This is a genomic window from Amycolatopsis sp. NPDC114503 (assembly GCF_055633655.1).
The window spans coordinates 26,391-48,517 of record NZ_JBVKDT010000001.1; the positions used below are offsets into that span (position 1 = coordinate 26,391).

The 22,127-nt window shown below is 69.3% G+C and carries 23 protein-coding genes and 1 pseudogene; 13 read left to right on the plus strand and 11 right to left on the minus strand.

Going from position 1 to position 22,127, the window contains the following annotated elements:
* Positions 1 to 328: 328 nt before the first annotated feature.
* Complete coding sequence (yczR, locus tag ACZ7OI_RS00160) at positions 329 to 1,768, minus strand: MocR-like transcription factor YczR (RefSeq protein WP_470262064.1); 1,440 nt, start codon at positions 1,766 to 1,768, stop codon at positions 329 to 331.
* Between the two features lie 61 nt (positions 1,769 to 1,829).
* On the opposite strand from yczR, the gene yczE reads away from it, so the two are divergent.
* Positions 1,830 to 2,471 (plus strand): membrane protein YczE, encoded by a 642-nt coding sequence (yczE, locus tag ACZ7OI_RS00165; protein WP_470262065.1) that lies wholly within the window; start codon positions 1,830 to 1,832, stop codon positions 2,469 to 2,471.
* Here yczE and ACZ7OI_RS00170 read toward each other — a convergent pair.
* Positions 2,468 to 3,001, minus strand: a complete 534-nt coding sequence (locus ACZ7OI_RS00170; protein WP_470262066.1) for a Clp protease N-terminal domain-containing protein — start codon at positions 2,999 to 3,001, stop codon at positions 2,468 to 2,470. The genes yczE and ACZ7OI_RS00170 overlap by 4 nt on opposite strands.
* Positions 3,001 to 3,210 carry a hypothetical protein gene (locus ACZ7OI_RS00175; RefSeq protein WP_009071860.1) on the minus strand — a complete coding sequence of 70 codons (210 nt, stop codon included), beginning with the start codon at positions 3,208 to 3,210 and terminating at the stop codon, positions 3,001 to 3,003. Before ACZ7OI_RS00175 ends, ACZ7OI_RS00170 begins: the two co-directional genes overlap by 1 nt.
* Before the next feature lie 482 nt (positions 3,211 to 3,692).
* Here ACZ7OI_RS00175 and ACZ7OI_RS00180 point away from each other — a divergent pair, with 482 nt between their 5' ends.
* Together ACZ7OI_RS00180 and ACZ7OI_RS00185 are read left to right on the plus strand one after the other, a co-directional pair.
* A complete protein-coding gene (locus tag ACZ7OI_RS00180; RefSeq protein ID WP_470262067.1) occupies positions 3,693 to 4,457 on the plus strand; it encodes a hypothetical protein in 765 nt (254 codons plus the stop codon).
* A gap of 59 nt (positions 4,458 to 4,516) precedes the next feature.
* Positions 4,517 to 5,200: a DUF998 domain-containing protein gene (locus tag ACZ7OI_RS00185; RefSeq protein WP_470262068.1), complete on the plus strand. Its 684-nt coding sequence runs from the start codon at positions 4,517 to 4,519 to the stop codon at positions 5,198 to 5,200.
* On the opposite strand, the gene ACZ7OI_RS00190 is transcribed toward ACZ7OI_RS00185, so the two are convergent.
* Positions 5,178 to 6,206 carry a D-cysteine desulfhydrase family protein gene (locus ACZ7OI_RS00190; protein ID WP_470262069.1) on the minus strand — a complete coding sequence of 343 codons (1,029 nt, stop codon included), beginning with the start codon at positions 6,204 to 6,206 and terminating at the stop codon, positions 5,178 to 5,180. The genes ACZ7OI_RS00185 and ACZ7OI_RS00190 overlap by 23 nt on opposite strands.
* Before the next feature lie 272 nt (positions 6,207 to 6,478).
* Between ACZ7OI_RS00190 and ACZ7OI_RS00195 the strand changes: the two genes are divergently transcribed.
* The 3 genes and pseudogenes from ACZ7OI_RS00195 to ACZ7OI_RS00205 all read left to right on the plus strand — a co-directional run bounded on the left by ACZ7OI_RS00195 (position 6,479) and on the right by ACZ7OI_RS00205 (position 9,275).
* Positions 6,479 to 7,855: an amidase gene (locus ACZ7OI_RS00195; protein WP_470262070.1), complete on the plus strand. Its 1,377-nt coding sequence runs from the start codon at positions 6,479 to 6,481 to the stop codon at positions 7,853 to 7,855.
* Complete coding sequence (locus ACZ7OI_RS00200) at positions 7,822 to 8,400, plus strand: TetR/AcrR family transcriptional regulator (protein WP_470262071.1); 579 nt, start codon at positions 7,822 to 7,824, stop codon at positions 8,398 to 8,400. Before ACZ7OI_RS00195 ends, ACZ7OI_RS00200 begins: the two co-directional genes overlap by 34 nt.
* Position 8,401: 1 nt before the next feature.
* A pseudogene (locus tag ACZ7OI_RS00205) lies at positions 8,402 to 9,275 on the plus strand (oxygenase MpaB family protein).
* Here the strand turns inward: ACZ7OI_RS00205 and ACZ7OI_RS00210 are convergent.
* Positions 9,251 to 9,787, minus strand: a complete 537-nt coding sequence (locus ACZ7OI_RS00210; RefSeq protein ID WP_470263406.1) for a CGNR zinc finger domain-containing protein — start codon at positions 9,785 to 9,787, stop codon at positions 9,251 to 9,253. The pseudogene ACZ7OI_RS00205 and the gene ACZ7OI_RS00210 sit on opposite strands and share 25 nt — an antisense overlap.
* Before the next feature lie 75 nt (positions 9,788 to 9,862).
* Between ACZ7OI_RS00210 and ACZ7OI_RS00215 the strand changes: the two genes are divergently transcribed.
* Positions 9,863 to 10,699: an alpha/beta fold hydrolase gene (locus ACZ7OI_RS00215; RefSeq protein WP_470262072.1), complete on the plus strand. Its 837-nt coding sequence runs from the start codon at positions 9,863 to 9,865 to the stop codon at positions 10,697 to 10,699.
* Here the strand turns inward: ACZ7OI_RS00215 and ACZ7OI_RS00220 are convergent.
* Positions 10,658 to 12,097, minus strand: coding sequence for an amidase (locus ACZ7OI_RS00220; RefSeq protein WP_470262073.1), 1,440 nt, complete (start codon positions 12,095 to 12,097; stop codon positions 10,658 to 10,660). The two genes, ACZ7OI_RS00215 and ACZ7OI_RS00220, sit on opposite strands and share 42 nt — an antisense overlap.
* 169 nt (positions 12,098 to 12,266) lie before the next feature.
* The gene (locus ACZ7OI_RS00225) at positions 12,267 to 12,527 is read right to left on the minus strand and encodes a DUF397 domain-containing protein (protein WP_037712143.1); all 261 of its coding nucleotides are present in this window, start codon (positions 12,525 to 12,527) and stop codon (positions 12,267 to 12,269) included.
* 484 nt (positions 12,528 to 13,011) lie between these two features.
* Between ACZ7OI_RS00225 and ACZ7OI_RS00230 the strand changes: the two genes are divergently transcribed.
* Positions 13,012 to 13,248: a hypothetical protein gene (locus ACZ7OI_RS00230; protein ID WP_344288058.1), complete on the plus strand. Its 237-nt coding sequence runs from the start codon at positions 13,012 to 13,014 to the stop codon at positions 13,246 to 13,248.
* A gap of 152 nt (positions 13,249 to 13,400) precedes the next feature.
* Here the strand turns inward: ACZ7OI_RS00230 and ACZ7OI_RS00235 are convergent, their stop codons facing one another.
* Complete coding sequence (locus ACZ7OI_RS00235; RefSeq protein ID WP_470262074.1) at positions 13,401 to 13,988, minus strand: TetR/AcrR family transcriptional regulator; 588 nt, start codon at positions 13,986 to 13,988, stop codon at positions 13,401 to 13,403.
* 92 nt (positions 13,989 to 14,080) lie between these two features.
* Here ACZ7OI_RS00235 and ACZ7OI_RS00240 point away from each other — a divergent pair, with 92 nt between their 5' ends.
* Both ACZ7OI_RS00240 and ACZ7OI_RS00245 read left to right on the plus strand, forming a co-directional pair.
* Positions 14,081 to 15,274: an MFS transporter gene (locus tag ACZ7OI_RS00240; RefSeq protein WP_470262075.1), complete on the plus strand. Its 1,194-nt coding sequence runs from the start codon at positions 14,081 to 14,083 to the stop codon at positions 15,272 to 15,274.
* A gap of 29 nt (positions 15,275 to 15,303) precedes the next feature.
* Complete coding sequence (locus tag ACZ7OI_RS00245; RefSeq protein WP_470262076.1) at positions 15,304 to 15,687, plus strand: nuclear transport factor 2 family protein; 384 nt, start codon at positions 15,304 to 15,306, stop codon at positions 15,685 to 15,687.
* 33 nt (positions 15,688 to 15,720) lie between these two features.
* Here ACZ7OI_RS00245 and ACZ7OI_RS00250 read toward each other — a convergent pair whose 3' ends face one another.
* A complete protein-coding gene (locus ACZ7OI_RS00250; RefSeq protein ID WP_470262077.1) occupies positions 15,721 to 16,569 on the minus strand; it encodes an SAM-dependent methyltransferase in 849 nt (282 codons plus the stop codon).
* Between the two features lie 120 nt (positions 16,570 to 16,689).
* On the opposite strand from ACZ7OI_RS00250, the gene ACZ7OI_RS00255 reads away from it, so the two are divergent.
* Positions 16,690 to 17,844, plus strand: a complete 1,155-nt coding sequence (locus ACZ7OI_RS00255; protein WP_470262078.1) for a glycosyltransferase — start codon at positions 16,690 to 16,692, stop codon at positions 17,842 to 17,844.
* On the opposite strand, the gene ACZ7OI_RS00260 is transcribed toward ACZ7OI_RS00255, so the two are convergent.
* Positions 17,804 to 18,658: a helix-turn-helix domain-containing protein gene (locus ACZ7OI_RS00260; RefSeq protein ID WP_093571970.1), complete on the minus strand. Its 855-nt coding sequence runs from the start codon at positions 18,656 to 18,658 to the stop codon at positions 17,804 to 17,806. The two genes, ACZ7OI_RS00255 and ACZ7OI_RS00260, sit on opposite strands and share 41 nt — an antisense overlap.
* Positions 18,659 to 18,940: 282 nt before the next feature.
* Here ACZ7OI_RS00260 and ACZ7OI_RS00265 point away from each other — a divergent pair, with 282 nt between their 5' ends.
* The gene (locus ACZ7OI_RS00265; RefSeq protein ID WP_470262079.1) at positions 18,941 to 19,858 is read left to right on the plus strand and encodes an MBL fold metallo-hydrolase; all 918 of its coding nucleotides are present in this window, start codon (positions 18,941 to 18,943) and stop codon (positions 19,856 to 19,858) included.
* A 56-nt stretch (positions 19,859 to 19,914) separates the two neighbouring features.
* On the plus strand, positions 19,915 to 21,351 hold the full coding sequence (gene gndA / locus ACZ7OI_RS00270; RefSeq protein WP_470262080.1) for an NADP-dependent phosphogluconate dehydrogenase: 1,437 nt from the start codon (positions 19,915 to 19,917) through the stop codon (positions 21,349 to 21,351).
* Between the two features lie 52 nt (positions 21,352 to 21,403).
* On the opposite strand, the gene ACZ7OI_RS00275 is transcribed toward gndA, so the two are convergent.
* Positions 21,404 to 22,126, minus strand: a complete 723-nt coding sequence (locus ACZ7OI_RS00275; protein ID WP_470262081.1) for a Clp protease N-terminal domain-containing protein — start codon at positions 22,124 to 22,126, stop codon at positions 21,404 to 21,406.
* Position 22,127: the final 1 nt, after the last annotated feature.

Consider the following 22,127-nt stretch of genomic DNA (forward strand, 5'->3'; position numbering starts at 1 on the left):
TAAAAGAGGGTGCGAAAATGTACCCCCTCCTCCCGACCGATCGCCCGCCCCTGTCGTGTGTTCTCCCTTTTCCCCTCACCCCCCTCCCCCCTCTCCCCCGGGACCCACCACGGGCGTGCTCCGGAGGCTTTCGCTCACCGCGCCGAGCGAGGGCCTGCGCCAACCGAAGCCCGCCTGAACCGAGGGCGCTTCCCGGCACTTCGAGGGGCTGTGCCGGGAAGCGCCTCGGACGATCGGCCGGTGCGCCGGACAGGTGACCGTCACCCTCCCTGGAGTGGCTGGATCCCATCCGGTGCACCGGCTGTTCATTTTTCGGGAGAAAACCGCGCTACGTCACCGGAATCCGTTCCGCGGGCACGTCCGCGCACCCGCGCACCGAGGCCGCCGCCGCGCTGACCCGCCGCACCGCCTCCGGCAACTGCTCGCGCGGCAGTCCGAACGGCAGCCGCAGCCAGCGTTCCAATCCGCCGTGCACCCCGAACCTCGACCCTGGCGCGAGCTGCACCCCGCGATTCGCCGCCGACACCGCCAGCCGCGTGCTCATCGGTTCCGGCAACCGGCACCACACCGACAATCCGCCGGACGGCACCTGGAATGTCCACTCTGGACAGTACTTGCGCAGCGCCGCGACCGTGATGTCCCGCTGCTCCCGGAATTCCGTCCGCCGCCGGGCAAGCACCTCGTAGCCCTCCGGTTCCAGCAGTGCCGCCAGCACCAGCTGATCGAACACCGGAGCGCCGAGGTCGACCGCGAACCGCGAGGACTGCAACCGGTCCAGCAGATCCGTCGACGCCCGGATCCAGCCCAGCCGCAACCCGCCCCACTGCGATTTCGCCGCCGATCCGACGCTCAGCACCAACTCCCCGCCGAACGCGGCCAGCGGCGGCGGGCCGTCCACCGGATCGCCCTCGTAATCCAGTTCCACCAACGATTCGTCGACCACGACCGGCGTCCGCGACCGGGCGAGCAGCCCGCCGAGCCGTTCGCGCCCGGCCGCGTCGAGGCGCAGTCCGGTCGGATTCTGGAAGTCCACCACGAGGTAGCCGAACCGGGGCGCGGCCTGCCGGAGCGCGGCCTCGATCCCGGGCAAATCCCAGCCGTGCACCGGATCGAGCGCGACCGGCACCGGCAACGCGTGCGTCGCGCGGACGGCGTCGATCGCGTTGGGATACGTCGGTTGTTCGAGCAGGACACGGTCGCCCGGCCCGGTCAGCATCCGCAGGCACAGCACGAATGCGGAGTAGGCGCCGGACGTCACCAGCACCTGGTCCGGCGAGGTCGGCAGCCCTCGTGCGGTGTAGCGCTCGGCAATCCGCTCGCGCAGCCGCGGAAGGCCACCGGTGAGGTAACCGTTGCCGCCGACGTACTCGACGAGGTCGCGCCGCGCGGTGTCGAACGCGGCCATCAGCCCAGGCACGGCAGGCGGCGCGGCCCGCGCGAGGTCGAGGAGGTCGTCGCGGACCGCCTCGGCCTCGTCGCGGTTTCCGACACCGGCCACCCACGACCCGGCCCCGCGACGGCTGGCGACGAGACCGTCCGCGCGGAGCCGGTCGAGCGCCGCGCCAATGAGCGTGCGGCTGACGCCGAGCGCGTCGGCGAGTTCGCGCTCGGCGGGCAGCCGGGTGCCGATCGGCAACTGCCCGTCGAGCACGTGCAACTCGACCGCCGCCGCGAGGTCGGACGCACCCTGCCGGGAGCCACGCTGCCGCCATTCCCCCAGCAATGTGGCCAATCGCCGCCCCGAGATGCGTCCGCCTAGAGGTTCCATAAGGCCAATTGTCGCGTATTGGCCATGGCTTATCAGGCCAGTGGTCGCCAATAGTGGAGAAGTGGCAACTATCGACCTCAGTCCGCTCAGCATCCGCCGATCCCCCGCGCGCCGGGGCGCCCAGTTGTTCGCCGGCCTCGCGCTCTACGGCGCGAGCATGGCCATGCTCACCCGGGCCCGCCTCGGCCTCGACCCGTGGGACGTGCTGAACGACGGCCTGACCAGGCTCACCGGCCTGACGTTCGGCACGATCAGCGCGGTCGTGGCGGTGTTCGTGCTGCTGCTGTGGATCCCGCTACGGCAGCGGCCGGGCATCGGCACCGTCGCGAACATCGCGGTGATCGCGGTGGCCGTCGACGCGGTGCGCGCCGTACTGCCGGACCAGCACGTGCTCGTCTGGCAGATCCTGATGCTGATCGGCGGCATAGTCCTGAACGCCGTCGCGACCGCGGTGTACGTCGGCACCCGCCTCGGCCCCGGGCCGCGAGACGGCCTGATGACCGGCCTGCACGCCCGAACCGGCTGGTCGGTGCGCTTGGTTCGGACCGGCATCGAGGTACTCGTCCTGGCCGCGGGCTGGCTGCTGGGCGGCTCGGTCGGCGTCGGAACCGTGCTGTACGCCCTCAGCATCGGCCCGCTGACCCAGGCCCTGCTCCCCCTGGTCACTTGGCGCACCGGGCCGGACGAGCGAGAACAGCATTAGCGATCGCCGACGGCCTGGCGGACCGCCGGGTAGTCGATGCCGCGCGCCGCAAGAAAATCGGCGACCGGACCGCGCTGCTTGACGAGCGCGAGCAGCAGATGCTCCTGCCCGAGATGCTTGTCGCCGAGATCATGCGCCTCCCGCACGCTCATCTGCAGCGCGTTCTTCGCCTCCGACGTGAACGGCAGGTGATTGCGCCGGGAGCGCCGCCCAGTGTCGGCGAGCGCACCCGGCCCGTGCGTCTGCTCGACCCGCTCGACAATCTGATCGACGTCGATGCCGAACTCGGTAAGCGCCTCGGCATCGGCGTCGCTGATCCCGCCACGTCGGCGCACCCGGGCAAGCTCAGCGAAGACGTCGTCGCGAGACACCCCGAGAACCCGCAGCAGCCGCACCGCCTCGCCGCCCTCAACCCGCGCCAACCCAGCGAATACGGCCTGCGCGGAAATCTCGTGCGCCCCTGCCTCATGCGCCGCCGCCTGCGCCTCGACGACCGCTCTCCGGGCGTCATGGGTGAACTTCTCGAACATCAATGCCTCCCGTACTTCTTGTGTACGGCCTGCCGGCTGACCCCCAACTCGGCCGCGATGTCCTGCCAAGACCAGCCGTGCATGCGCGCGCTGCGCACCTGCACCGCCTCCAACTGCTCCAGCAACCGCCTCAACGCCGCCACCGCCCGAAGCCCCACCCGGGGATCCCGGTCACCGGCGCGAGCGGCCAGATCCGTCGCTTCCGTCATGATGTCAATCTAGGTTGACGCAAGCGCTCTGTCAACCTCCGTTGACATCCAGCCGTGAGGGCCACCTTCACAGCCCCTGATTCCCCCAGGGCTCCCCGCACTCCCCGCCTCCCGCCGGGTTCACGCCCCACCGCGAACCTCCGCATCGCGACCCCCCACAACCAACCGCCCAAGCCGCGCGCCCCCACCCCCCAACCGCAGCCCGCGCACACAAACCCACCAACGCACCCAAGCCCCGCGACCCGCCTACCCAACCGCAGCTCGCGCACCCAACCCACCAGCGCACCCACACCACCCCCGCACCCCGATACGAAGCCAAAATGCGGTCTGGGGGTGCTTGTCAAGGCATCTTTCCCGCCTTGACAAGCACCCCCAGACCGTCATCACAATCGGGCTTCGGGGTGCCCCAGCCGAATCCACGGCAATGTCGCCGCCAGGCGACGAGCCGCCCCCGCACCCCCACGAGAGCTACAGTCGACCCCGTGCCCGAGATCTCGACCGCCGAGCGAGCCGGGGTCGGTTCCGACGGCCACCCCCGCCCCACCGAAGACCACATCGCCCTCCTCCCCCACTCCATCCTGGTCCTGGACGGCGCCACCTCCCCCAGCCCCGACCTCCCCCCAGGCGGCTGGTACGCCCACCTTCTCCGCGACCAACTAGCCCAGGAACTCACCACCCACCCCCACCACCCCCTACCCACCGCCCTGGCCACCGCCATCACCGAGGTAGCCAAAACCCACGACCTACACCCAGGCCACGCCCCCTCCAGCACCGTCTCGGTCCTCCGCTGGACAGCCTCCGAAGTAGAAGCCCTAGTCCTGGCCGACAGCCCAGTTGTCGCTTTTGGACAGTTCGGCACCGACGTAGTCTCTGACGACCGCCTGATCTCCCTGCGCAACAACGGCCTACTCCAAACCAGCGCCGACGTCCGCCGCCGCCGCAACGCCGAGGACGGCTTCTGGGTAGCCGAAGCCGACCCCGCCGCGGCAGGCAAAGCAGTCCAGCGCAGCTGGCCCCGCGAAGACCTCGACGCGGTCCTCATCGCCACCGACGGCGTCGCGATCGGAGTGGACGAATACGGCCTCTTCACCTGGCCGGAAGTCCTGCAGCTAGCCAAAAACAAGGGCCCCGAGGCAGTGCTCGACGCGGTACGCGCCGCGGAAAACGACGACCCGCACGCGGTCCGCTGGCCGCGGGCCAAACGCCACGACGACCAGGTTCTCGTACTGGCCGACTTCGCGGGGTAGGGGCTTAATCAGGGGTTTTCCCTGATCACGAAACGCCGCCGAGCCGCCAATCTGGCTACATGGGGAACTCACGAGGCGTCCGGGGATGGCGCCTGACCGCACTCGCGGCGATCGCCTGGGGGCTGTTCACGATCACCGTGCTGCACATCATCAGCTCGCACGATCCGATCTACGACACGCTTTCGAGCTACACGATCACCGACCGAGGGGAAGGCATGCTCGGGGCGAGCGTGCTGTCGGTGGCCGTCGGATCGCTCGCGGTGCTCGGCGCGCTGATCGCCGGCGGAGTGCCGATGACGTTCAGCACCAAGGCTTTGCTCATGCTGTGGGCGCTCGGGCTGGCGGTCGCCGCGGTTTTCCCGGCCAGCTACCCGCCGAGCCCGAATCCGCTCAGCGGCGACATCCACCTGTACTCGTGCCTGGTCGCGTTCGCGAGCCTGCCCGGCGCGGCGATCACCATGCTGGAGCCGTTGCGGGGCACGGCGGAGCGCGTGTTCGTGGTGCGCTGGCTGAAATTCGGGCTCGCCACGGTCGGGCTGTTCGCGCTGAGTTTCCTGTTCGTCCGTCTCGACGAAGCCGGGGTGAAGCCGTTCCACGTGCTCACCGAGGTGCTGCCGGTGGGCGCGACGCAGCGGCTCACGCTGCTCGCGAACGTCGCTCTGCTGCTGGTCTTGCTCCGCATCGCCGTGCGAACCGAAACCGCTCGCGCCGCGGTGCTCGTCACTTCCGCGCCTCGGCCATGAATTCGGGCGCGTAACCGAACAAGCCGGGAAGACCTCCGGTGTGCACGAACACGACGGTCTCCTCGGGCGAATACCGCCCCGCCGCCGCCCATTCCACCAGGGCGGCGGCGGCTTTTCCGGTGTAGACCGGGTCGAGCACCACACCCTCGGTGCGGCCGAACAACCGGATCGCTTCCCAGGTCCCCGACGCCGGAATGCCGTACCCCTCGCCGATCGTCGTGTCGTTCAGCCACACGTGCTCCAGCTTCGGTGGGTCGAACCCAAGCAACTGCGCGGCCCCGGCGGTGAGGTGGGCCAAGTTGTCCACAGCCTCGCCGAGCGGATGGCTGACGCAGGCGATGTCCAGGTCCAGCGAACCGAGGAGTTCCGTGCCGAGCGCGAGCCCCGCCGCGGTGGCCCCGCTGGCGTGCGGTCCGACGATCCGGGCGTGGTCCAGGCCCAGCTCCGTCAACTGGGCAGCCAGCTCCCGGGCGGCATCCACATAGCCGAGCACACCAAGTGGGTCGGACCCACCGACGGGGACCGACCTCACTTTCCGGCCCTCGTCCGCCGCTTCGGCGAGCAGCCGTTCGTACGTCGCTGTCGCTTCCGCGTCCGACGCGCAGACGTGCACTCGCGCGCCGAAGAGGTGGTCGAGCGGGACGTTGCCGGACCGTTCGTACGCGTCGCCGGAGCGCGGCACCTCGGCGGTCAGCACCAGCTCGCAGCGCAAGCCAAGCCGGGCGCATGCTGCGGCGGTCTGGCGGCCGTGATTGGTCTGCAGCGCGCCGAAGGTGAGCACGGTGTCGGCTCCCTCGGCGAGTGCCGCACCGAGGTGGAAGTCGAGTTTGCGCAGCTTGTTGCCGCCGACGCCGAGCGGGTGGACGTCGTCGCGCTTGAGCAGCAGCCGTGGGATGCCGAGCGCTTCGCCAAGCCGCGGCGCCGGGACCAGCGGGGTCGGTCCGTGGTGCAGACCAGCGCGCGGAAAGCCGTCGAAAGCGGGGAACCGGGCGAAGTCGAACGTCATCGATCCTCCGTGCGCTGGCCGGGCTGATGACGTGCAGTTTAGGTGGCTTCCGCGGGCGGTGGCCGGGTCTGCGGCCTTCGCTGGCCACTCGATTTCGACCCTTCGACTCTGCCAGAAGGCGGCGTGCAGCTGCTCACGCAGGCTGTCGGCGTGCCTGACGGCGGCAGGAAACGAGCAGCCAACAATCCCCCCGCCTCGTCGCCGACAGGGGCGCCTCCCGCCCGCCTTCGTGATACGTTCGTTCGAGCGAACGAGAGAAGGGGGAGCCGCTGATGTCTTCCGCGACGACAGAGTTCACGACCCTTGCCGACCAGGCCGCCGCCCTCGATGCGGGCGAGGTCACGGCCGTGCAGCTCACCGAACTCGCGCTTAAGCGGGCGCACGCGAGCCAGCCGGTGCTCAACGCGTTCCGCGTCCTCCGTGACGAAGCCGCACTCGCCGAGGCCGCCGAAGCTGATCAGCGCCGCGCCGACGGTGCTCGCGCGCCGTTGCTCGGGGCCCCGGTGGCGATCAAGGACGACGTCGACCTCACCGGCCTGCCCACCGCGTTCGGATGTCCCGGCGACTTCCCGGCGGCCACCTCAGACGCGCCGGCGGTAGCGAAGCTCAAGCAGGCCGGCGCGGTCATCATCGGCAAGACCAACACGCCTGAGCTGGGCCAATGGCCGTTCACCGAGGGGCCCGCGTTCGGCGCGACGCGCAATCCGTGGCAGCCCGAGCACACGCCGGGCGGGTCGTCCGGCGGATCGGCCGCGGCGGTGGCGGCCGGGATCGTGGCCGCCGCGCTCGGATCGGACGGAGCGGGTTCGGTGCGCATCCCGGCGGCGTGGACCGGGCTCGTCGGAATCAAAACCCAGCGCGGCCGGATCCCGACCGACGGCGAACTGTTCCACGGCCTCACCGTCCTCGGCCCGCTCGCCCGGACGGTCGCCGACGCGGCCGCGCTGCTCGACGTCACGGCGGGCACCGGCACGTCGTTCCAGACCGCCGCGCGCCGCGAACCCGGACGGCTGAGAATCGGCCTCTCCACCCGGATTCCCTTCACCGCCACCAAAACCAGGCTCGACCCGGTGGTCGAAGCGGCGGTGCGGCAGACCGCCGAAACGCTCGCCGGACTGGGGCACGAGATCGTGCCGGTCGAACCCGGGTACGGGCTGATCGGCCTCACCTTCCTGCCGCGGTCGCTCACCGGCGTGCGCGATTGGGCCCGGCGCGTGCCGGAGCCGTCCGCGCTGGACCCGCGCACGCGCAGCAACGCCCAGCAAGGCGGCCTGCTCGCCGGGCCCGCGCTGAAGCTCGCCCGCGCGCTCGAACCCGTGCTGCGCCGCCGGATCGGCGGGATGTTCGGCGACATCGACGTCCTGCTCACGCCGACCACCGCCACCCCGCCGCCCGCGATCGGGTCCTTCGACGGGCTTTCCGGCTGGCAGACCGATCAGTCGATGATCGCCGCGTGCCCGTACGCTTGGCCGTGGAACGTGCTGGGCTGGCCCGGGGTGAACGTGCCTGCCGGACTGACCGCGGACGGGTTGCCGCTCGGCGCCCAGCTGCTCGGCCCCTCGCATTCCGAGGAGCGGCTGATTTCCGTTGCCGCGCAACTGGAAGAGGTGCTGCGATGGCCGGACCGACGTCCCGGGCCGGGGTGGTGAGCACCCGCGACGCGATCCTCCGCGCCACCCTCAAGGTGGTCGGCGAGCAGGGCGTCGGCGGGCTCACCAACCGGCGCATCGTCGCCGCGGCCGGGGTTTCGCTCGGCACGCTGACGTATCACTTCCCCAGCCAGACCGAGCTGCTGCGCGAGGCGATGCTGCTGTTCGCCGAGGAGGAAACGGCGAAGCTGGCAGGAATTGTCGAGGTGTACCGGGAACAAGGGCTGAGCCTCGAACAAGCGGCGACCGTCGTGGAGCACGTGATCAAGCAGCTCCCGTTCGGCACGGACGAACTCGCGCCGCATGAGCTGTACCTGCAAGCCGCGCGGGACCCCGGGCTGCACGAAGCTTCGGCGAAATGCTTTGCCGCGTATGACGAATTGGCCGTCACGATCCTCACCGCGCTCGGCCTGCCGGATCCGGAACGAGTGGCCGGGCCGGTGGTCGCGCTGATCGCCGGGCTGCAGTTGCGCCGGCTCGCCACTGGCACGGACGTTCCGGCCGCCGAGCCGTTGATGATGCTGCTGCATGGCGCCCGGGGCTGACGTGGCCCCGCCGGTCGTCCGCGGCACTGCTTGGCGCTATTTCGGCGACTTCCGCGATGCGCTGCTCGCGGGACAGGTGCTCGTGCTGCAGGTCGCGCATCCGGTCGTGGCGGCCGGAGTGCGCGATCATTCGGACTACCGCGAGGATCCGTGGTCCCGCTTGATGCGCACCGTCGCTTCGTTGTCGATCTATGTGCACGGCGGGACAAGGGGTGCACAGTTCGAAGCCGAACGGCTGCGGAAACTCCACCGCACGTTCACCGGAACCGCCGACGGCCGCCGCTACAGCGCGCTCGACCCCGGTGCGTACGCGTGGGTGCACGCGACGCTGGTGATGGCTCCCGTTGACGCGCAACGGTTCTTCGGCCGCCCAATGTCCACTTCGGAGCTTGACGAGTACTACGCGAAGATGTGCGGCATCGGCCGGATCCTCGGCGTGCGCGAGCGGGATCTGCCGCCGACCTGGCCGGAATTCGAGCGGTACTACCGGGAGATGGTCGCCGGGTTCTGTCCTAACGAGACGATCAGCACGCTGTTCGAAACCATCGACACCGTGGGGAAACCGTTCGCCCGCATGCCGGACCGCCGGTGGTCGAAGCTCCAAAAAAGGATACTCGACCGCACAGATGTTCCTTGTCCGCACGCCGGACGTTCCCCTTCGGCCCGCCAGCGCAGCCCCCGCCCTCCTCCGGGGGACGGCCCTTGTCCAGTATATCCGCCCGCGCCGACAACCCCGCCTACTTCGGCCGGGTTGTCCACAGCGACTGCGACTTGGGGAAAGCCCCGTTCCCGCCGCGCCCGTGCGAGGAGTCGGCAAGCTGAACGTCTGGCTTCGCGCGCACCCGTGGGCTTACCGGTTTTTCGTGCGTTCGTAATGCGCCCGGGCCTTCGCCCGGTTGCCGCAGCGGGACATCGAGCACCACTGCCGGGTCCGGCGCGGCGACGTGTCGACAAACCGCAGGCCACAGTCGTCCGCCGAACAGATCCGGATGTCCTCCGCGCCGGTAGCGAGATCGACTGCGTCCGCGGCCAGCACCGCGAAGGCCGTGGCCACCGGATCCGCCGGAGCGGGCACTTCCCGCTGCAGCACCCCGTCCTTCACCAGCAGCCGGTCTGGTTTCGGCGCGGCGGCGAGTGCGTCGTTGACCAGCCGGACATCGGCGACCAGCGGCTTGGCGGTCAGCAGTCGGTTCACTGCCTCGCGGAGGTCCTTTGCCGACGCCAGCTGGGCAGCAGCCACCGGCAGACGGCCGAACCCCGCCAGCTCAAGCCATTCCGCGAGCGCGTCCGGGTCGGTGAGCAGCTCGATGCCCTCCGGGAGATGCCGGGAGCGCAGCGTGTTCACCAGGTGCAGACACGGACGCCCGGCGTCGAACACCCAATCCATGCCGCTCATTCTAACCATTGAAACCGGTGAGAACCCGCGCTACCGTCTAACCCTATGAGCCGGTTAGAAGCAGCCATGGCCCAAGTAGACGACCTGCGCATGCACTACCTCCGCGGCGGCGACGGTCCGCCGCTGTTCCTCCTGCACGGCTGGCCGCAGACCTCGCACTGCTGGCACCGCGTCGCCGGGCCGTTAACCGAGACGCACACCGTGATCGCCCCCGACCTGCGCGGATACGGGCGCACCGACAAACCGCGCACCGGCTACGACAAGCGCACGATGGCCGCTGACGTCGCCAAGCTGGCCGAGCAGCTCGGGTTCGACCGCGTCGCGGTGGCCGGGCACGATCGCGGCGGACGAGTCGCGCATCGATGGGCACTCGACCGCCCGGACCAGGTCGAACGATTGGCCGTACTGGACATCGCGCCGACGAGGGAGATGTGGCGTCGCCTCGACCGCGACCTCGGGAAGGCTTACTGGCACTGGCTTTTCCATCTCCAGCCAGACCTGCCGGAGCTGCTGGCCGGGCAGAACATCGCCGCCTACCTCGGGTATTTCTTCGAGCGCTGGACCTTCCAACGGCACGGGCTGCCCGCCGAGGACGTCGCCGAGTACGTGCGCGCCTTTGAAGCACCCGGCGCGCTCCGAGCCGGTTTCGACGACTACCGCGCCTCTTTCCCGGACGACGCCGAACTGGACGACGCCGACTACGCCGCCGGGAAACGCCTCACCCAGCCGGTACTGGCGATGTGGGGCAAGGCCGGCCTGCTCGGCAGCCTGCCCACGCTCGACATCTGGCGCGACTACGCGGACCACGTGACCGGCGTCGGCCTCGAAGACTGCGGACACTTCCTCCCCGAGGAACAACCCTCACAGGTCGTGACACATCTGCGGGAATTCCTGGCCAGTTAACGGAATCCGCGCGAACCCCGCGCCCACGGTCTGCTCGATCGCCGCGCCGACGCGGAACGCCACGCCGTCGGCGTACTTGCCCGCGACGACCTGGACGCCGGTCGGCACGCCGTTTCCAGCCCAACCGGACGGCACGGCGAGCACCGGATGTGCGCTGCAGACGTTGAACGCCGGAGTGAGCGAAGCATCCGAAAAGTGTTCCAGCGCAACACCGTTGACCATCACCTGCGCAGAAAGGTAATCCTCGCCAGCGGCAAACTCGGTCGCACCGAGGGTCGGCACGACAAGCGCGTCGAACCGGTCAAACACGGCGTCGAGGCGTTCGCGGATCGCCGCTTCGACCGCGTGGCCGGTTTCAGCGTCCACAATGTTCTCGACGCCCTTCCGCGCGAAAGCCTGGCAGTACGGGGTGATCACGTCCGGGTTCCGCCGGTCCAGTTCCAGGACCTCGGCGGCCAGCCCGGTCCCGAAATGCGCCCACAGGGACTGCTTGACCATGTCGAGCGTCCAGTCGATCTCGATCTCGGTCACCACCGCACCGGCGGACGCCAGCGCCTGCCCGGCCGCACGGGTGTTGGCGGCGACCTCGACGTCCACCGGGAAGTCTCCAGGCACCGGGCAACACGCGACGCGGAGCCCGCGCACGTCCCCTGGCTCCACAGAAACCGGCGGAAGCCGCGAATGCGGGTCACGCGGATCCTCGCCGGACATGACGTTCTGCAGGAGTGCGCAATCGGCGACAGTCCGGGCCATCGGGCCGTGGTGGTAGTAGGTATCCAACCCCGCTGGCGGCAGGACCGGATTACGCCCGTGCGGCGGTTTGAACCCCACGACGCCGGTGAAGGACGCGGGCGCGCGAAGCGACCCGCCGATGTCCGACCCAGTGGCGAGGAAGGCCGTCCCCGCCGCCAGCGCCGCACCCGAGCCGCCGGACGAGCCGCCCGCCGCGGTCTGGAGGTTCCACGGATTGCGCGTGATTCCCCAGCGCCGTGTGTGCGACAGCGGCATGCAGCAAAACTCGGACGTCGTCGTGCGAGCGTGCAGAATCCCGCCGGCCACCTGGATCCGGCCGAGCCCGATCGCGGTCTCCCGCGCCAGTTGAGGCGGACGCAGGAGGGTTCCGTCGGTGACTGGACGCCCAGCCAGCGGCTGTTCTTCTTTCGCCGCGATTGGCAGTCCTTCGAGCGGTCTCGGCTGACCACCGGGCGCGTACTGCTTCTCCGCGACAGCCGCCGCCTGCAGCGCCTGCTCGAACATCTGCTCGGCGAACGCGTTGACGTCCGGCTCGACCCGCTCGGCCCGGTCCACGACCGCGCGCATCAGCTCCACGGGTGACAGCTCGCGGACCCGAAAGAGCCGCAACGCCTCGACGGCGGAGAGGTAGTGGAGTGAGGTCATGGCGCGCTCCGTGGGGTCGGGCCGCTCAACCTACTCAACCGGCGATCCTCGCCAAGCCGACATTCAGCCCACCGCCACCGGCACCCACGGTGACCAGAGCCAATCCGCACTCCACCCGATCGAGTGACTGTTTGCGAATCGCCCTCCGTTGAGACCTTGCCGTGGTGGACTACTCGCTCGGCGGCAGGTCGAACTGGCCAGCCTTGACCGCGACGAGGAAGGCGTCCCACTCGCCGCGGTCGAAGACCAGCACCGGGCTCGCCGCGAGCTTCGTGTCGCGCACGCCGATCAGGCCGGGACGGGAGAGGTTGACCTCGACGCAGTTTCCGCCGTTGGGCTCGCTCGCGAACGACTTCGCCCAGGCCGCGGCCGCGAACAGCGACTCTGCCGTGTCCGGGTCGTAATCCTGGGGCGACGGATAATCCGCCATGGGTCGTCCACCTCCGAGCCTTGTGCAGGGCGTGCGGTCTGGTGCACGTCCCCGGCTTCTTTGCGTCACTACGGAGCAAACCGCAGGGCCAAGCGGGTGATCAACTCGACCCGATCTCGACATGAAGATTATTCCAGGAGTAGGATTAATCGCAGCGATCGGGGCGTCAGTGGTGGGTGAATGGCTTGCGACATTCAGCCCAACACCGGCAGCACCCGCCCGGGCACCCGGCCCGGGCAGCGGAACAGCTGCGAGATATCGGGAGGAGTGCGGATGCGAGCCGACCCGTTCGGCCCGGCCAGGAGCCGATCCGCCCGCCTCTCCGGAATCGGCGCTGGTCCAGGTGCCGCGACGACCCTGCGGAGATGCCGCAACGAGGCGGTTTCCCTGGTGCCCGGCGTTGACCCGTCGAGCTCGTATTACCCCGATCCGGCCGGCGCCGACCCGCGCCGGTTCCCGTTATCCGAACTGGGGGTGTGATCCCATGGCCGTCCGGCTTACCACGCTTTTCCGCCGTGAGGACGAACACACTCGCGGCCGGCGTGGGATCAATCACGAATTGCGCAACCGGTTCGGGTTCAGCCTGATCCAGGCCCCGCTGCGCAGCCCGATGGTTGTGGACACCGAAATCGAAGTACCCGCTCCGCGCCAAGCGGACACCGTCCACGCCACCCGCCACCGTCGCGAGACACGAGTACCGATTCTCCACGGACTCGGCTGAGCCGCCGCCGTCCGCATCGTCCACGCTCCCCGGAACGCCTTGCCCGGGGAGCGTTTTCGTGTCCGGGGAACCTCGACCGCGGCATCCGGCAGATGGTTGAGACCATCGCGCGCGGTCTAGACCACCGCATTCAGGTCTGAACCAAGCTCCGGTCAGTCCGACGCGGGCCGCTCGAGCCGCTCCTCAGCCATCGTCCGAACCGCCGCCGAAACCTGAGCGCCCAGCCGGTCCAGCGAGTAATCCTCTCCCAGCACCATGCGGCGCAGCTGCGGCATCGACAGGCTCCAGCCGACCAACCCCATCGTGAAGAACAGCAACGCCTTCGGGTCCTCGCCGCCGCCCGCGAGCGCGGTTTCCGCGGCCGCGACCTTGTCCGAGTAATGCCGGGCCCGGGCCGCTTCCTCGGGCACCGGCTCGTCGCCCATCTCCAGCGCTTCCCACAGCAGCAGCCGAAGCGCCGCGGGATGGGCTCGGTGATACTCGAACAAGGCTCCCGCGTACGCACCGAGGTCCGCGTCGGCCGCGGGCGGCACAGCCTCGGCCAGCTCAGTCATCAGCCGCTCCAGCACAGCCGCGAACAACGCCTTCTTGTCGCCGAAGTAGTCGTAGATCGCCCGCTTGTTGGCTTCGGCGGACGCCGCGATGCGGTCGACCCTGGCGCCGGCCACCCCGTACGCGGCGAATTCGGCCGACGCGGCGGCGAGGATGCGGTCCTTGGTCGCGGCGGAGTCGTATGCCATGCGTCCAGGGTAACGAACCAGTTCGTTTGACACTCGCGATCACCGCCTCCTACTATCCGAACTAACTAGTTCGATCGATTTGGAGGGCAGAGATGACTACGGCGGAAAGCCCGCCCCTGGCCCGGCCGCTGCTGTTCGGGGCGATGGCGGTGTGCAGCGGGGCGACCGTCGCGAATGTGTACCTGGCGCAGCCGCTGCTCACGTTGTTCGCGAGCGAGTTCGGCGGCGCGGCGTCCTCGGCCGGGCTGGTGGTGACGTGCGCGCAGTTCGGTTACGCGGCGGGGATCCTGTTCCTGGTCCCGCTCGGCGACGTGCGCCGACGGCGTCCGTTGTTGACCGCGCTGCTCGCCGCGACGGTCGTCGCGCTGCTGCTCGCGGCGGTCGCGCCGAATCTGTCGATGGTGGCGGCGGCCGCGGCGCTCGTCGGCGGCTTCACGGTGATCCCGCAGGTACTGGTGCCGCTGGCCGCGGAGCTGGCACCGCCGGAGAAGCGGGCTTCGGTGGTCGCCGGAGTCCAAATCGGATTGATGACCGGGATCATCGGCTCACGGGTGATCGGCGGCGCGGTCGGCGAGGCGGTCGGCTGGCGGTCGGTGTATCTGCTCGCGGCCGTTCTGACCGCGGCGTCCGGACTGGCGACCGTCGCACTGGTGCCCCGCGAACCAGTCCGGGCGAACACCATCGGATACGGGCAGTTGCTGGCGTCGCTGCCTCGATTGCTGCGCAGCGAACCCGTGCTGCGCCAGTCCTGCCTGCTGCACGCCTGCCTGTTCGGCGCCTACAACGCCACCTGGACCTCGCTGGTCCTGGTGCTCACCCATGACCCGTACCGCTTCAGCACCGCGACCGCCGGATTGTTCGGCCTGCTGGGATTGGCGGGCGCGTTCGCCGCACCGTGGGCGGGCCGGTACATCGACCGGCGCGGCGCCTTGCCGATCGTCACCGCGGCACTGGTGCTGACGTTGGGCTCAGCGGGCGCCTACGCGCTCGGCCAGGTCTGGCTCGCGTTCCTGGTGGCGGCGATCATCGCCGTCAACATCGCCGTGCAATGGAGCCAGATCGCCAACCAAGCCCGCGTTTTCGCCCGGCTTCCCGAGGCACGCAGCCGCGCCAACACCGTTTACATGGTCGCGGTTTTCCTCAGCGGCGCGCTCTGCGCGGCACTGGCCGCGGTGTGCTACGGCGCGTTCGGCTGGCTTGGAGTCTGCGCACTGCAAGGGATCCTCGCCGTGGCCGGCCTCGCGGTCCTGCCCGCCGCTCGCCGCTACGACCGCTCTTTCGCCTGAAAACCCTTCAATACCAAGGAGAATGTTCAATGCTCGCAATGCCGCCCGCTGTCACGCAGTTCTTCACCGCGTCCCAATCCGGCGACGCCGACGCCTGGGCCGGCGCGTTCGCCGCCGACGGTGTCTTCCACGACCCGGTCGGCGAGCCGCCGATCGTCGGCCGCGCCGCGATTCGCGAGTTCATCGCTTCGGTGCTGCCGAACTTCAGCCCGTTCCTCGGGCTCACCCCGCGCGAGGCGCACGCCGTCGGCGGATCGGTCGCGGTTTCCTGGAGCGGCGCGGCTGTCACCGGCAACGGGGTCCCGGTCAACTGGTCCGGCATCAATGTCTACGACCTCGACGAGGACGGACTGATCCGCGAAGCCCGCGCCTACTTCAACCGGGCGATCTTCCAAGCCCAGCTCGCCGGATGAGGCCCGGGGCCGGAGCCGGGCGGCTCCGGCCCGTCAGGGCTTGCGGCCCAGCGCGCAAATCCCGCCGCTGAAGGAGGGATCGTCCGCCATCCGGTCGCTCGCAGTCGATTCGCCCGCTTCCGGATGCCAGTCCGACACCCACGAAATGCCCGGCTCCACCAGTTCCAGCCCGGAGAAGAACTCCCCGAACTCCGCCCGCGAGCGGTAGTGGAACGGCGTGCTCGACTTCTGGTACTGCTTGTGGATCGCGTCGCGGCGTTCGCCGTCGTTCGTCGGCACGCCGTCGTCGGTCAGGTGCGAGGACAGGAAGTACGAGCCGGACGGCAGCAGCGACAGGTACTTCCGCACGATCTCCAGCGCCGGCTCGTCGCGGCCGACGAAGTACAGCACGCCGACCATGATCAGCCCGATCGGGCGCTTCGGGTCGAGTACGCCGGTGTCGAGCGCGCGCGGCCAGACGTCGGCCGGGTTGCGCAGATCGCCCTGAAGCACCGCGTGCCGGTCGGCGACGCCGTCTCGTTCCAGCAGAATCTGCGAATGCGCGACGGCCACCGGTTCGTTGTCGACGTAGACGCAGCGCGCGTTCGGGTTCACCGAGGTGGCGATCTCGTGCACGTTGCCGACCGTGGGCACGCCGGAGCCGATGTCGAGGAACTGGTCGATGCCCTGTTCGGCCATGTACCGCACGCCGCGGCCGAGGAACTCGCGACCGGCCTTGGCGATGGTCTTGATCATCGGAAAGGTCTGGACCGCCCGTTCGCCGAACTCGCGGTCGATGGCCCAGTTGGCGGTGCCGCCGAGGAACCAGTCGTAAATCCGCGCCGCGTTCGGCCGATCGAGGTCGACGCCCTCCGGGGCTTCCGGATCCGGTGCCTGAGTCATCAGCTTCCCCTTCCGTGCGGGTACCAGTGTGCCCACTCGCCGCGGCCGCGCGCCGCCGCCCCCGGCAATCGCCCGAAAATGCCACGACTCGGGTACATCCGGGCCACTAGGTTGCGAGGGATGCGCATTCTTTTCTCGTTCGTCGGCGGTCGCGGCCACTGGGATCCGATGGCACCGGTCGCGCGAGCGCTCCTCGCGCGCGGCCATACGGTAGCTGTCGCAGGCGGCGGTTCGCACGTGCCAGCGCTCGCCAAAGCCGGATACACGACCTTCGCGGTCAACGAACCGCGCGAGCTCGAGGCGACGCGACAGCCGATGCCGCCGGTCGATCCGGCGCGCGACGACTGGGAAATCCGGGAGCTGTTCGGCAGGCGCGCGACGCGGGAACACGTGCCGGTGCTCCTGGAGATCGCCCGGGAATGGCGGCCGGACCTGATCGTCCGGGACGAAGTGGACTTCTCCGCCGCGATCGCCGCCGAGGTCCTGGAGCTGCCGTGTGCCACCGTCCTGGTGCTCGCCGCCGGAACGTTGCTGCGCAAGGAACTCCTCGCCGAACCGCTCGCCGAAGCCCGCGCCGCGCACGGTCTGCCGGCCGACCCGGAGCTCGAAATGCTCACCCGCGGTCAGGTGCTTTCGCCGCTCCCGCCGTCCTTTCGCGACCCCAGCTCGCCACTGCCGCCGGGCACTTTCTCGTTCCGCCAAGGAGATCCGGTCGCGCCCCGCCAGCCCGCCGAAAAACCGCGCGTGTACTTCACTCTCGGCACCAACTTCAACCTCGAGTCCGGCGACCTCATCGAGCGCACTCTCGCCGGATTAGGCCAATTGGACGCCGACGTGACCGCCACCGTCGGCACCCAGATCGACCCCGCCGAGTTCGGACCGCAACCGGCGCACGTCCGGGTGGAACGGTTCGTACCGCAGGCCGAGCTGTTGCCTCGCCTCGATTTGATGATCTCGCACGCCGGGTCCGGCAGCGTCATCGGCGCGCTCTCGCACGGTCTGCCCTCGCTGCTTTTCCCGATGGGCGCCGACCAGCCCGGCAACGCCCGGCGCTGCGTCGCGCTGAACGTCGGGCACGCACTCGATCCGGAAACGTCCACTCCGGACGAAATCCGCGAAGCCGCCGCGAAAATCCTCGGCGACCCTAGCTATCGCGAAGCCGCGCAACGGATGCAGGCGGAGATCAACAACCTGCCCGCCGCCGAAGCCACCGTGCCCGTGCTCGAAGCACTGGTCACATCATCTGCGAGCGGTAGCTTTCCGCCAGCTCCTTGAGAAACTGCCGCGTCTCGCCCCGCTCCAAAGCCGCACCGCGCAGCCGGTCCCACGAGTCCACGAAGATGTTGAAGTCCTTCACGTCGTCGAGGTACAGCCCGCCCGCGGAGTGTTCGATGTAGACGAAGTCGCGCGTGCGGTCCGGGAACCGCATGATCGTGAAGTCGTTGGGCACCGCGGCGAGTTTCGCGCCGAACGGCAGCACATGCACGTACACGCGCGGGTGCCGGTCGAGCGCGAGCAGGTGTTCCACCTGGTCCAGCATCACCGCGGGCGCGAACCCGCCGGGCGCGCGGCGCAGCGCGCCCTCGCTGATGATGAACCGGTAGTACGGCGGCTGCTGCTGGTCGAACACCGCCTTGCGGTCGAGCCGGTTGCGCACCAGCGACGTGACGTCGGTGGCTCCCGCCTCGGTGAACTGCTTGAGCATGTAGTGCTCGGACTGCAGCGGCCCCGGGACGCGCTCGCCGTGCCAGGTGAGGATCTCCGCGGCGGCCGGCTCGAGGTCGGTGAAGGTGCGGAACCAGTGCGGCACCACCGACCGGTAGCCCGACCAATGGCCGCGCTGCCCGGCCGCGGCCCGGGCCAGGTTCATCAGAGTGTCGGCCTCTTCGCCGTTGATCCCGAACGCGTTCAGCATGGTCCGCACATCTCCGAGCTTGACCCCCACCGCACCGGACTCGATCTTGTTGACCTTGCCCTGGGTGCAGCCGAGTACCTCGGCGACTTGCTGCTGCGTCATCTTCGCGGCGTTTCGAGCATGCCGGAGCTCGTTGCCGAGCTGCTTGCGGCGCGAGGTGACGGTGCTCGCCATCTCCCCTTGCTCTCCTGAACACTACTGCCGACGGGCTTTCCGCCGGACCGCGAACTACGAACCACCCAGGCCACTGCGACCCAACGGAGTTCGATGATGACACCCGGCAGCGTTTCAGGAAATGCACGAGAACGCCAGTCACCCGGCATGTCACCCTGCCGGAGCAGTGGATTCCGGGCGCCGCGGACATCTCGGCTACTCCATTCGGACTAAGAGGAGACTTCCGGGCACAGCTGAGCCGCCGACGCCCCATGCAGGCGCGCCGGGCGGCATAGTGTCGTCGTGATCGATCGATCCCCCGGCGCGGCGAGCGTCAAACAGCTGGCAGACGGCGCATTCGGCTACGTCCAGCCCGACGGTTCCTGGTTCATCAACAACTGCGGCTTCGTAGACGCCGACGGGCACGCTGTGCTTATCGACACATGCGCGACCGAACGGCGTACGCGCGCCCTCCTTTCGGCCGTCGGCGACACCGTCGGCCCGGTCACGACGCTCGTCAACACCCATCACCACGGCGACCACACCAACGGCAACTACCTCGTCGGCGGCGCCACCGTCGTCGGCCACCGCAAGACCCGCGAGACGCTGCTGGCCGACGGGATCCAGCGGTACGAGGGCGTCTTCACCGACAGCGATTGGGGCAAGCTCGAACTGCGCGTGCCCGACCTGGTCTTCGACGACACCGTCACCATCTACGCCGGACAGACCCGGATCGACCTCATCCACCCCGGGAACGCCGCGCACACCACCAACGACGTCCTGGTCTGGCTGCCCGAGCAACGCCTGCTCTACGCCGGCGACCTGGTGTTCAACGGCGGCAGCCCGTTCGCGTTGATGGGATCGGTCGCCGGGTGGCGGGCCGCGCTGAACGTCATCCGCGAACTCGACCCGGCCGTCATCCTGCCCGGCCACGGCCCGGTGTGCGGACTCGAAACAGTGGACTTGGTCGACGACTACCTGGAGTTCGTCCAGCGCGCGGCGGAAACCGGCAAGGCGGCCGAGCGCACGCCGCTGGAGCAGGCGAAGGCGACCGACCTCGGCCGGTTCGCCGAGCTGACCGAACAGGAGCGCCTCGCCGGGAACCTGCACCGGGCGTACGCCGAACTCGACGGCGAAGGGTGGGGTGCGCCACTCGATCTGGTGGCTCCGCTGAAGGACATGCTGGCCTGGAACGGGGGCCCGATCCGCTGCTTCTCGTGAGCACCGGTTTTGTGGTTAGGCTCGGAATCCGGCAGAGGTTTTCGGAAAGGTTTCGGATGAGCAAGAAGGCGAGCATCGGGGTCACCGGCCTCGCGGTCATGGGCCGCAACCTGGCGCGGAACCTGGCCCGGCACGGGCACACGGTCGCCCTGCACAACCGCTCCGAGGAGCGCACCCGCTCGCTCGTCGAGCAGTTCGGCGACGAAGGCGACTTCATCCCGGCGTACTCCGCGCAGGAGTTCGTCGACGCGCTGGAGCGGCCGCGGCAGATCGTGATCATGGTGAAGGCGGGCGGCCCGACCGACGCCGTCATCGAGGAGTTCGCGCCGCTGCTGGAGCCCGGCGACGTGATCGTGGACGCGGGCAACGCGCACTTCGCGGACACCCGCCGCCGCGAGCAGGCGCTGCGCGAGCGCGGCCTGCACTTCGTCGGCACCGGCGTGTCCGGCGGCGAGGAAGGCGCGCTGCACGGGCCGAGCATCATGCCCGGCGGGTCGAAGGAGTCCTACGAGTCGCTCGGGCCGCTGTTCGAGGACATCTCGGCGAAGGTCGACGGCGAACCGTGCTGCACGCACGTCGGCGCGGACGGTGCCGGGCATTTCGTCAAAATGGTGCACAACGGCATCGAGTACGCCGACATGCAGCTGATCGCGGAGTCGTTCGACCTGCTGCGCGGCGCGGCGGGCTACTCCCCGGCGGAGATCGCCGACGTCTTCGGCACCTGGAACACCGGGCGGCTCGACTCGTACTTGATCGAGATCACCGCGCAGGTGCTCAAGCACGTCGACGGCGCGTCCGGCAAGCCGTTCGTGGACGTGGTCGAGGACGCCGCGGAGCAGAAGGGCACCGGCCGCTGGACCGTGCAGATCGGGCTCGACCTCGGCGTGCCGATCAGCGGCATCGCGGAGGCGGTCTTCGCTCGGTCGCTGTCCGGGTCCACGGGGTTGCGTTCGGCCGCGCGCGGTCTGGGCGGACCGACGCGCGCGCCGCTCAGTGGGTCCGCGCTGGAGACCTTCGCGGACGACGTCGAGCAGGCGCTGTACGCGTCGAAGGTGGTCGCGTACGCCCAGGGCTTCAACCAGATCCAGGCCGGAGCCGCGGAGTACGGCTGGGACATCGACCTGGGCCGCGTCGCCTCGATCTGGCGCGGCGGCTGCATCATCCGGGCGAAGTTCCTGAACGACATCACGTCCGCCTACGCCGCCGAGCCGGGCCTCCCGACGCTGCTCACGTCCGGCGGCTTCCGTGCAGCGGTCGAAAACGCGCAGGACTCGTGGCGTTCGGTGATCTCGACGGCGGTCCGCCTCGGCATCCCGACGCCCGGCTTCTCGACCGCACTGGCGTACTACGACGGCTTGCGCGCGGACCGGTTGCCGGCCGCGCTGGTGCAGGGACAGCGCGATTTCTTCGGCGCGCACACCTACCGGCGGGTCGACCGTCCCGGCTCGTTCCACACGCTGTGGGCCGGGGATCAGTCTGAGGTCGAGGCCTGATTTTTGGTGCGGTGGAAGGGCTCTCCCGGTTTCGGGAGGGCCCTTCTCACTGTCATTTCTGCAACGTGCTGAGGATTTCGGCGAGGAATTCCTTGATCTTCGTTTCGGCCTGTTCCTTGTCGACCCCCAGCGCGGCAAGGACTTCGTAGCCCGCGCCCTCGCCTTGTTCCAGCAGGGCAAGGAGAATGTGCTCGGTACCGATGTAGTTGTGCCCGAGCCGCAGCCCCTCGCGCAGGGTGAGTTCGAGAGTCTTCTTGCCCGCCGGAGCGAACGGCACCGGATCAGGCGCGTCGTCGACCGGCTCCGGCAGCTTCGCCTTGGCGGCTTCCTTGACGGCGTCGAGAGTGATCCCTTGCGCGACAATCGCTCCCGCCGCCAGCGCGTCGGGTTCGGAGAGCAGGCCGAGCAGCAGGTGCACGGTGTCGATCTCGCGGCTCTTGCCGTCGATGGCCGCCTGCTGAGCAGCGACGACGACGTGCCTTGCCCGGTCGGTGTAGCGGCCGAACATCCGTTGTATTCCGCCGGATGAATCGTCGCTCTTCGGAACGAATCTCTTCTGGGCGGCTTGTTTGGACACGCCCATACTGGCCCCGATGTCGGTCCAGGAAGCCCCGCTGCGCCGAGCCTGGTCGACGAAGTGGCCGATCAGGTGGTCCGCAACGTCACCGAGGTGCTGGCCGACGTACACGGCGTCGGTGAGCTGGGCGAGAGCGTCTTTGTCGTTGTTGGCCTTGATGGCGCTGATGAGGTCGTCGAGTTTCACTGAGTCGGTCATG

Bases quoted from the DNA above. Each gene is read 5' to 3' on its own strand.
- yczR (WP_470262064.1), bottom strand. From the start codon at position 1,768: ATGGAACCTCTAGGCGGACGCATCTCGGGGCGGCGATTGGCCACATTG.
- ACZ7OI_RS00170 (WP_470262066.1), bottom strand. From the start codon at position 3,001: ATGTTCGAGAAGTTCACCCATGACGCCCGGAGAGCGGTCGTCGAGGCG.
- ACZ7OI_RS00175 (WP_009071860.1), bottom strand. From the start codon at position 3,210: ATGACGGAAGCGACGGATCTGGCCGCTCGCGCCGGTGACCGGGATCCC.
- ACZ7OI_RS00185 (WP_470262068.1), top strand. From the start codon at position 4,517: ATGGGGAACTCACGAGGCGTCCGGGGATGGCGCCTGACCGCACTCGCG.
- ACZ7OI_RS00190 (WP_470262069.1), bottom strand. From the start codon at position 6,206: ATGACGTTCGACTTCGCCCGGTTCCCCGCTTTCGACGGCTTTCCGCGC.
- ACZ7OI_RS00195 (WP_470262070.1), top strand. From the start codon at position 6,479: ATGTCTTCCGCGACGACAGAGTTCACGACCCTTGCCGACCAGGCCGCC.
- ACZ7OI_RS00200 (WP_470262071.1), top strand. From the start codon at position 7,822: ATGGCCGGACCGACGTCCCGGGCCGGGGTGGTGAGCACCCGCGACGCG.
- ACZ7OI_RS00210 (WP_470263406.1), bottom strand. From the start codon at position 9,787: ATGGATTGGGTGTTCGACGCCGGGCGTCCGTGTCTGCACCTGGTGAAC.
- ACZ7OI_RS00215 (WP_470262072.1), top strand. From the start codon at position 9,863: ATGGCCCAAGTAGACGACCTGCGCATGCACTACCTCCGCGGCGGCGAC.
- ACZ7OI_RS00220 (WP_470262073.1), bottom strand. From the start codon at position 12,097: ATGACCTCACTCCACTACCTCTCCGCCGTCGAGGCGTTGCGGCTCTTT.
- ACZ7OI_RS00225 (WP_037712143.1), bottom strand. From the start codon at position 12,527: ATGGCGGATTATCCGTCGCCCCAGGATTACGACCCGGACACGGCAGAG.
- ACZ7OI_RS00230 (WP_344288058.1), top strand. From the start codon at position 13,012: ATGGCCGTCCGGCTTACCACGCTTTTCCGCCGTGAGGACGAACACACT.
- ACZ7OI_RS00235 (WP_470262074.1), bottom strand. From the start codon at position 13,988: ATGGCATACGACTCCGCCGCGACCAAGGACCGCATCCTCGCCGCCGCG.
- ACZ7OI_RS00240 (WP_470262075.1), top strand. From the start codon at position 14,081: ATGACTACGGCGGAAAGCCCGCCCCTGGCCCGGCCGCTGCTGTTCGGG.
- ACZ7OI_RS00245 (WP_470262076.1), top strand. From the start codon at position 15,304: ATGCTCGCAATGCCGCCCGCTGTCACGCAGTTCTTCACCGCGTCCCAA.
- ACZ7OI_RS00250 (WP_470262077.1), bottom strand. From the start codon at position 16,569: ATGACTCAGGCACCGGATCCGGAAGCCCCGGAGGGCGTCGACCTCGAT.
- ACZ7OI_RS00255 (WP_470262078.1), top strand. From the start codon at position 16,690: ATGCGCATTCTTTTCTCGTTCGTCGGCGGTCGCGGCCACTGGGATCCG.
- ACZ7OI_RS00260 (WP_093571970.1), bottom strand. From the start codon at position 18,658: ATGGCGAGCACCGTCACCTCGCGCCGCAAGCAGCTCGGCAACGAGCTC.
- gndA (WP_470262080.1), top strand. From the start codon at position 19,915: ATGAGCAAGAAGGCGAGCATCGGGGTCACCGGCCTCGCGGTCATGGGC.
- ACZ7OI_RS00275 (WP_470262081.1), bottom strand. From the start codon at position 22,126: ATGACCGACTCAGTGAAACTCGACGACCTCATCAGCGCCATCAAGGCC.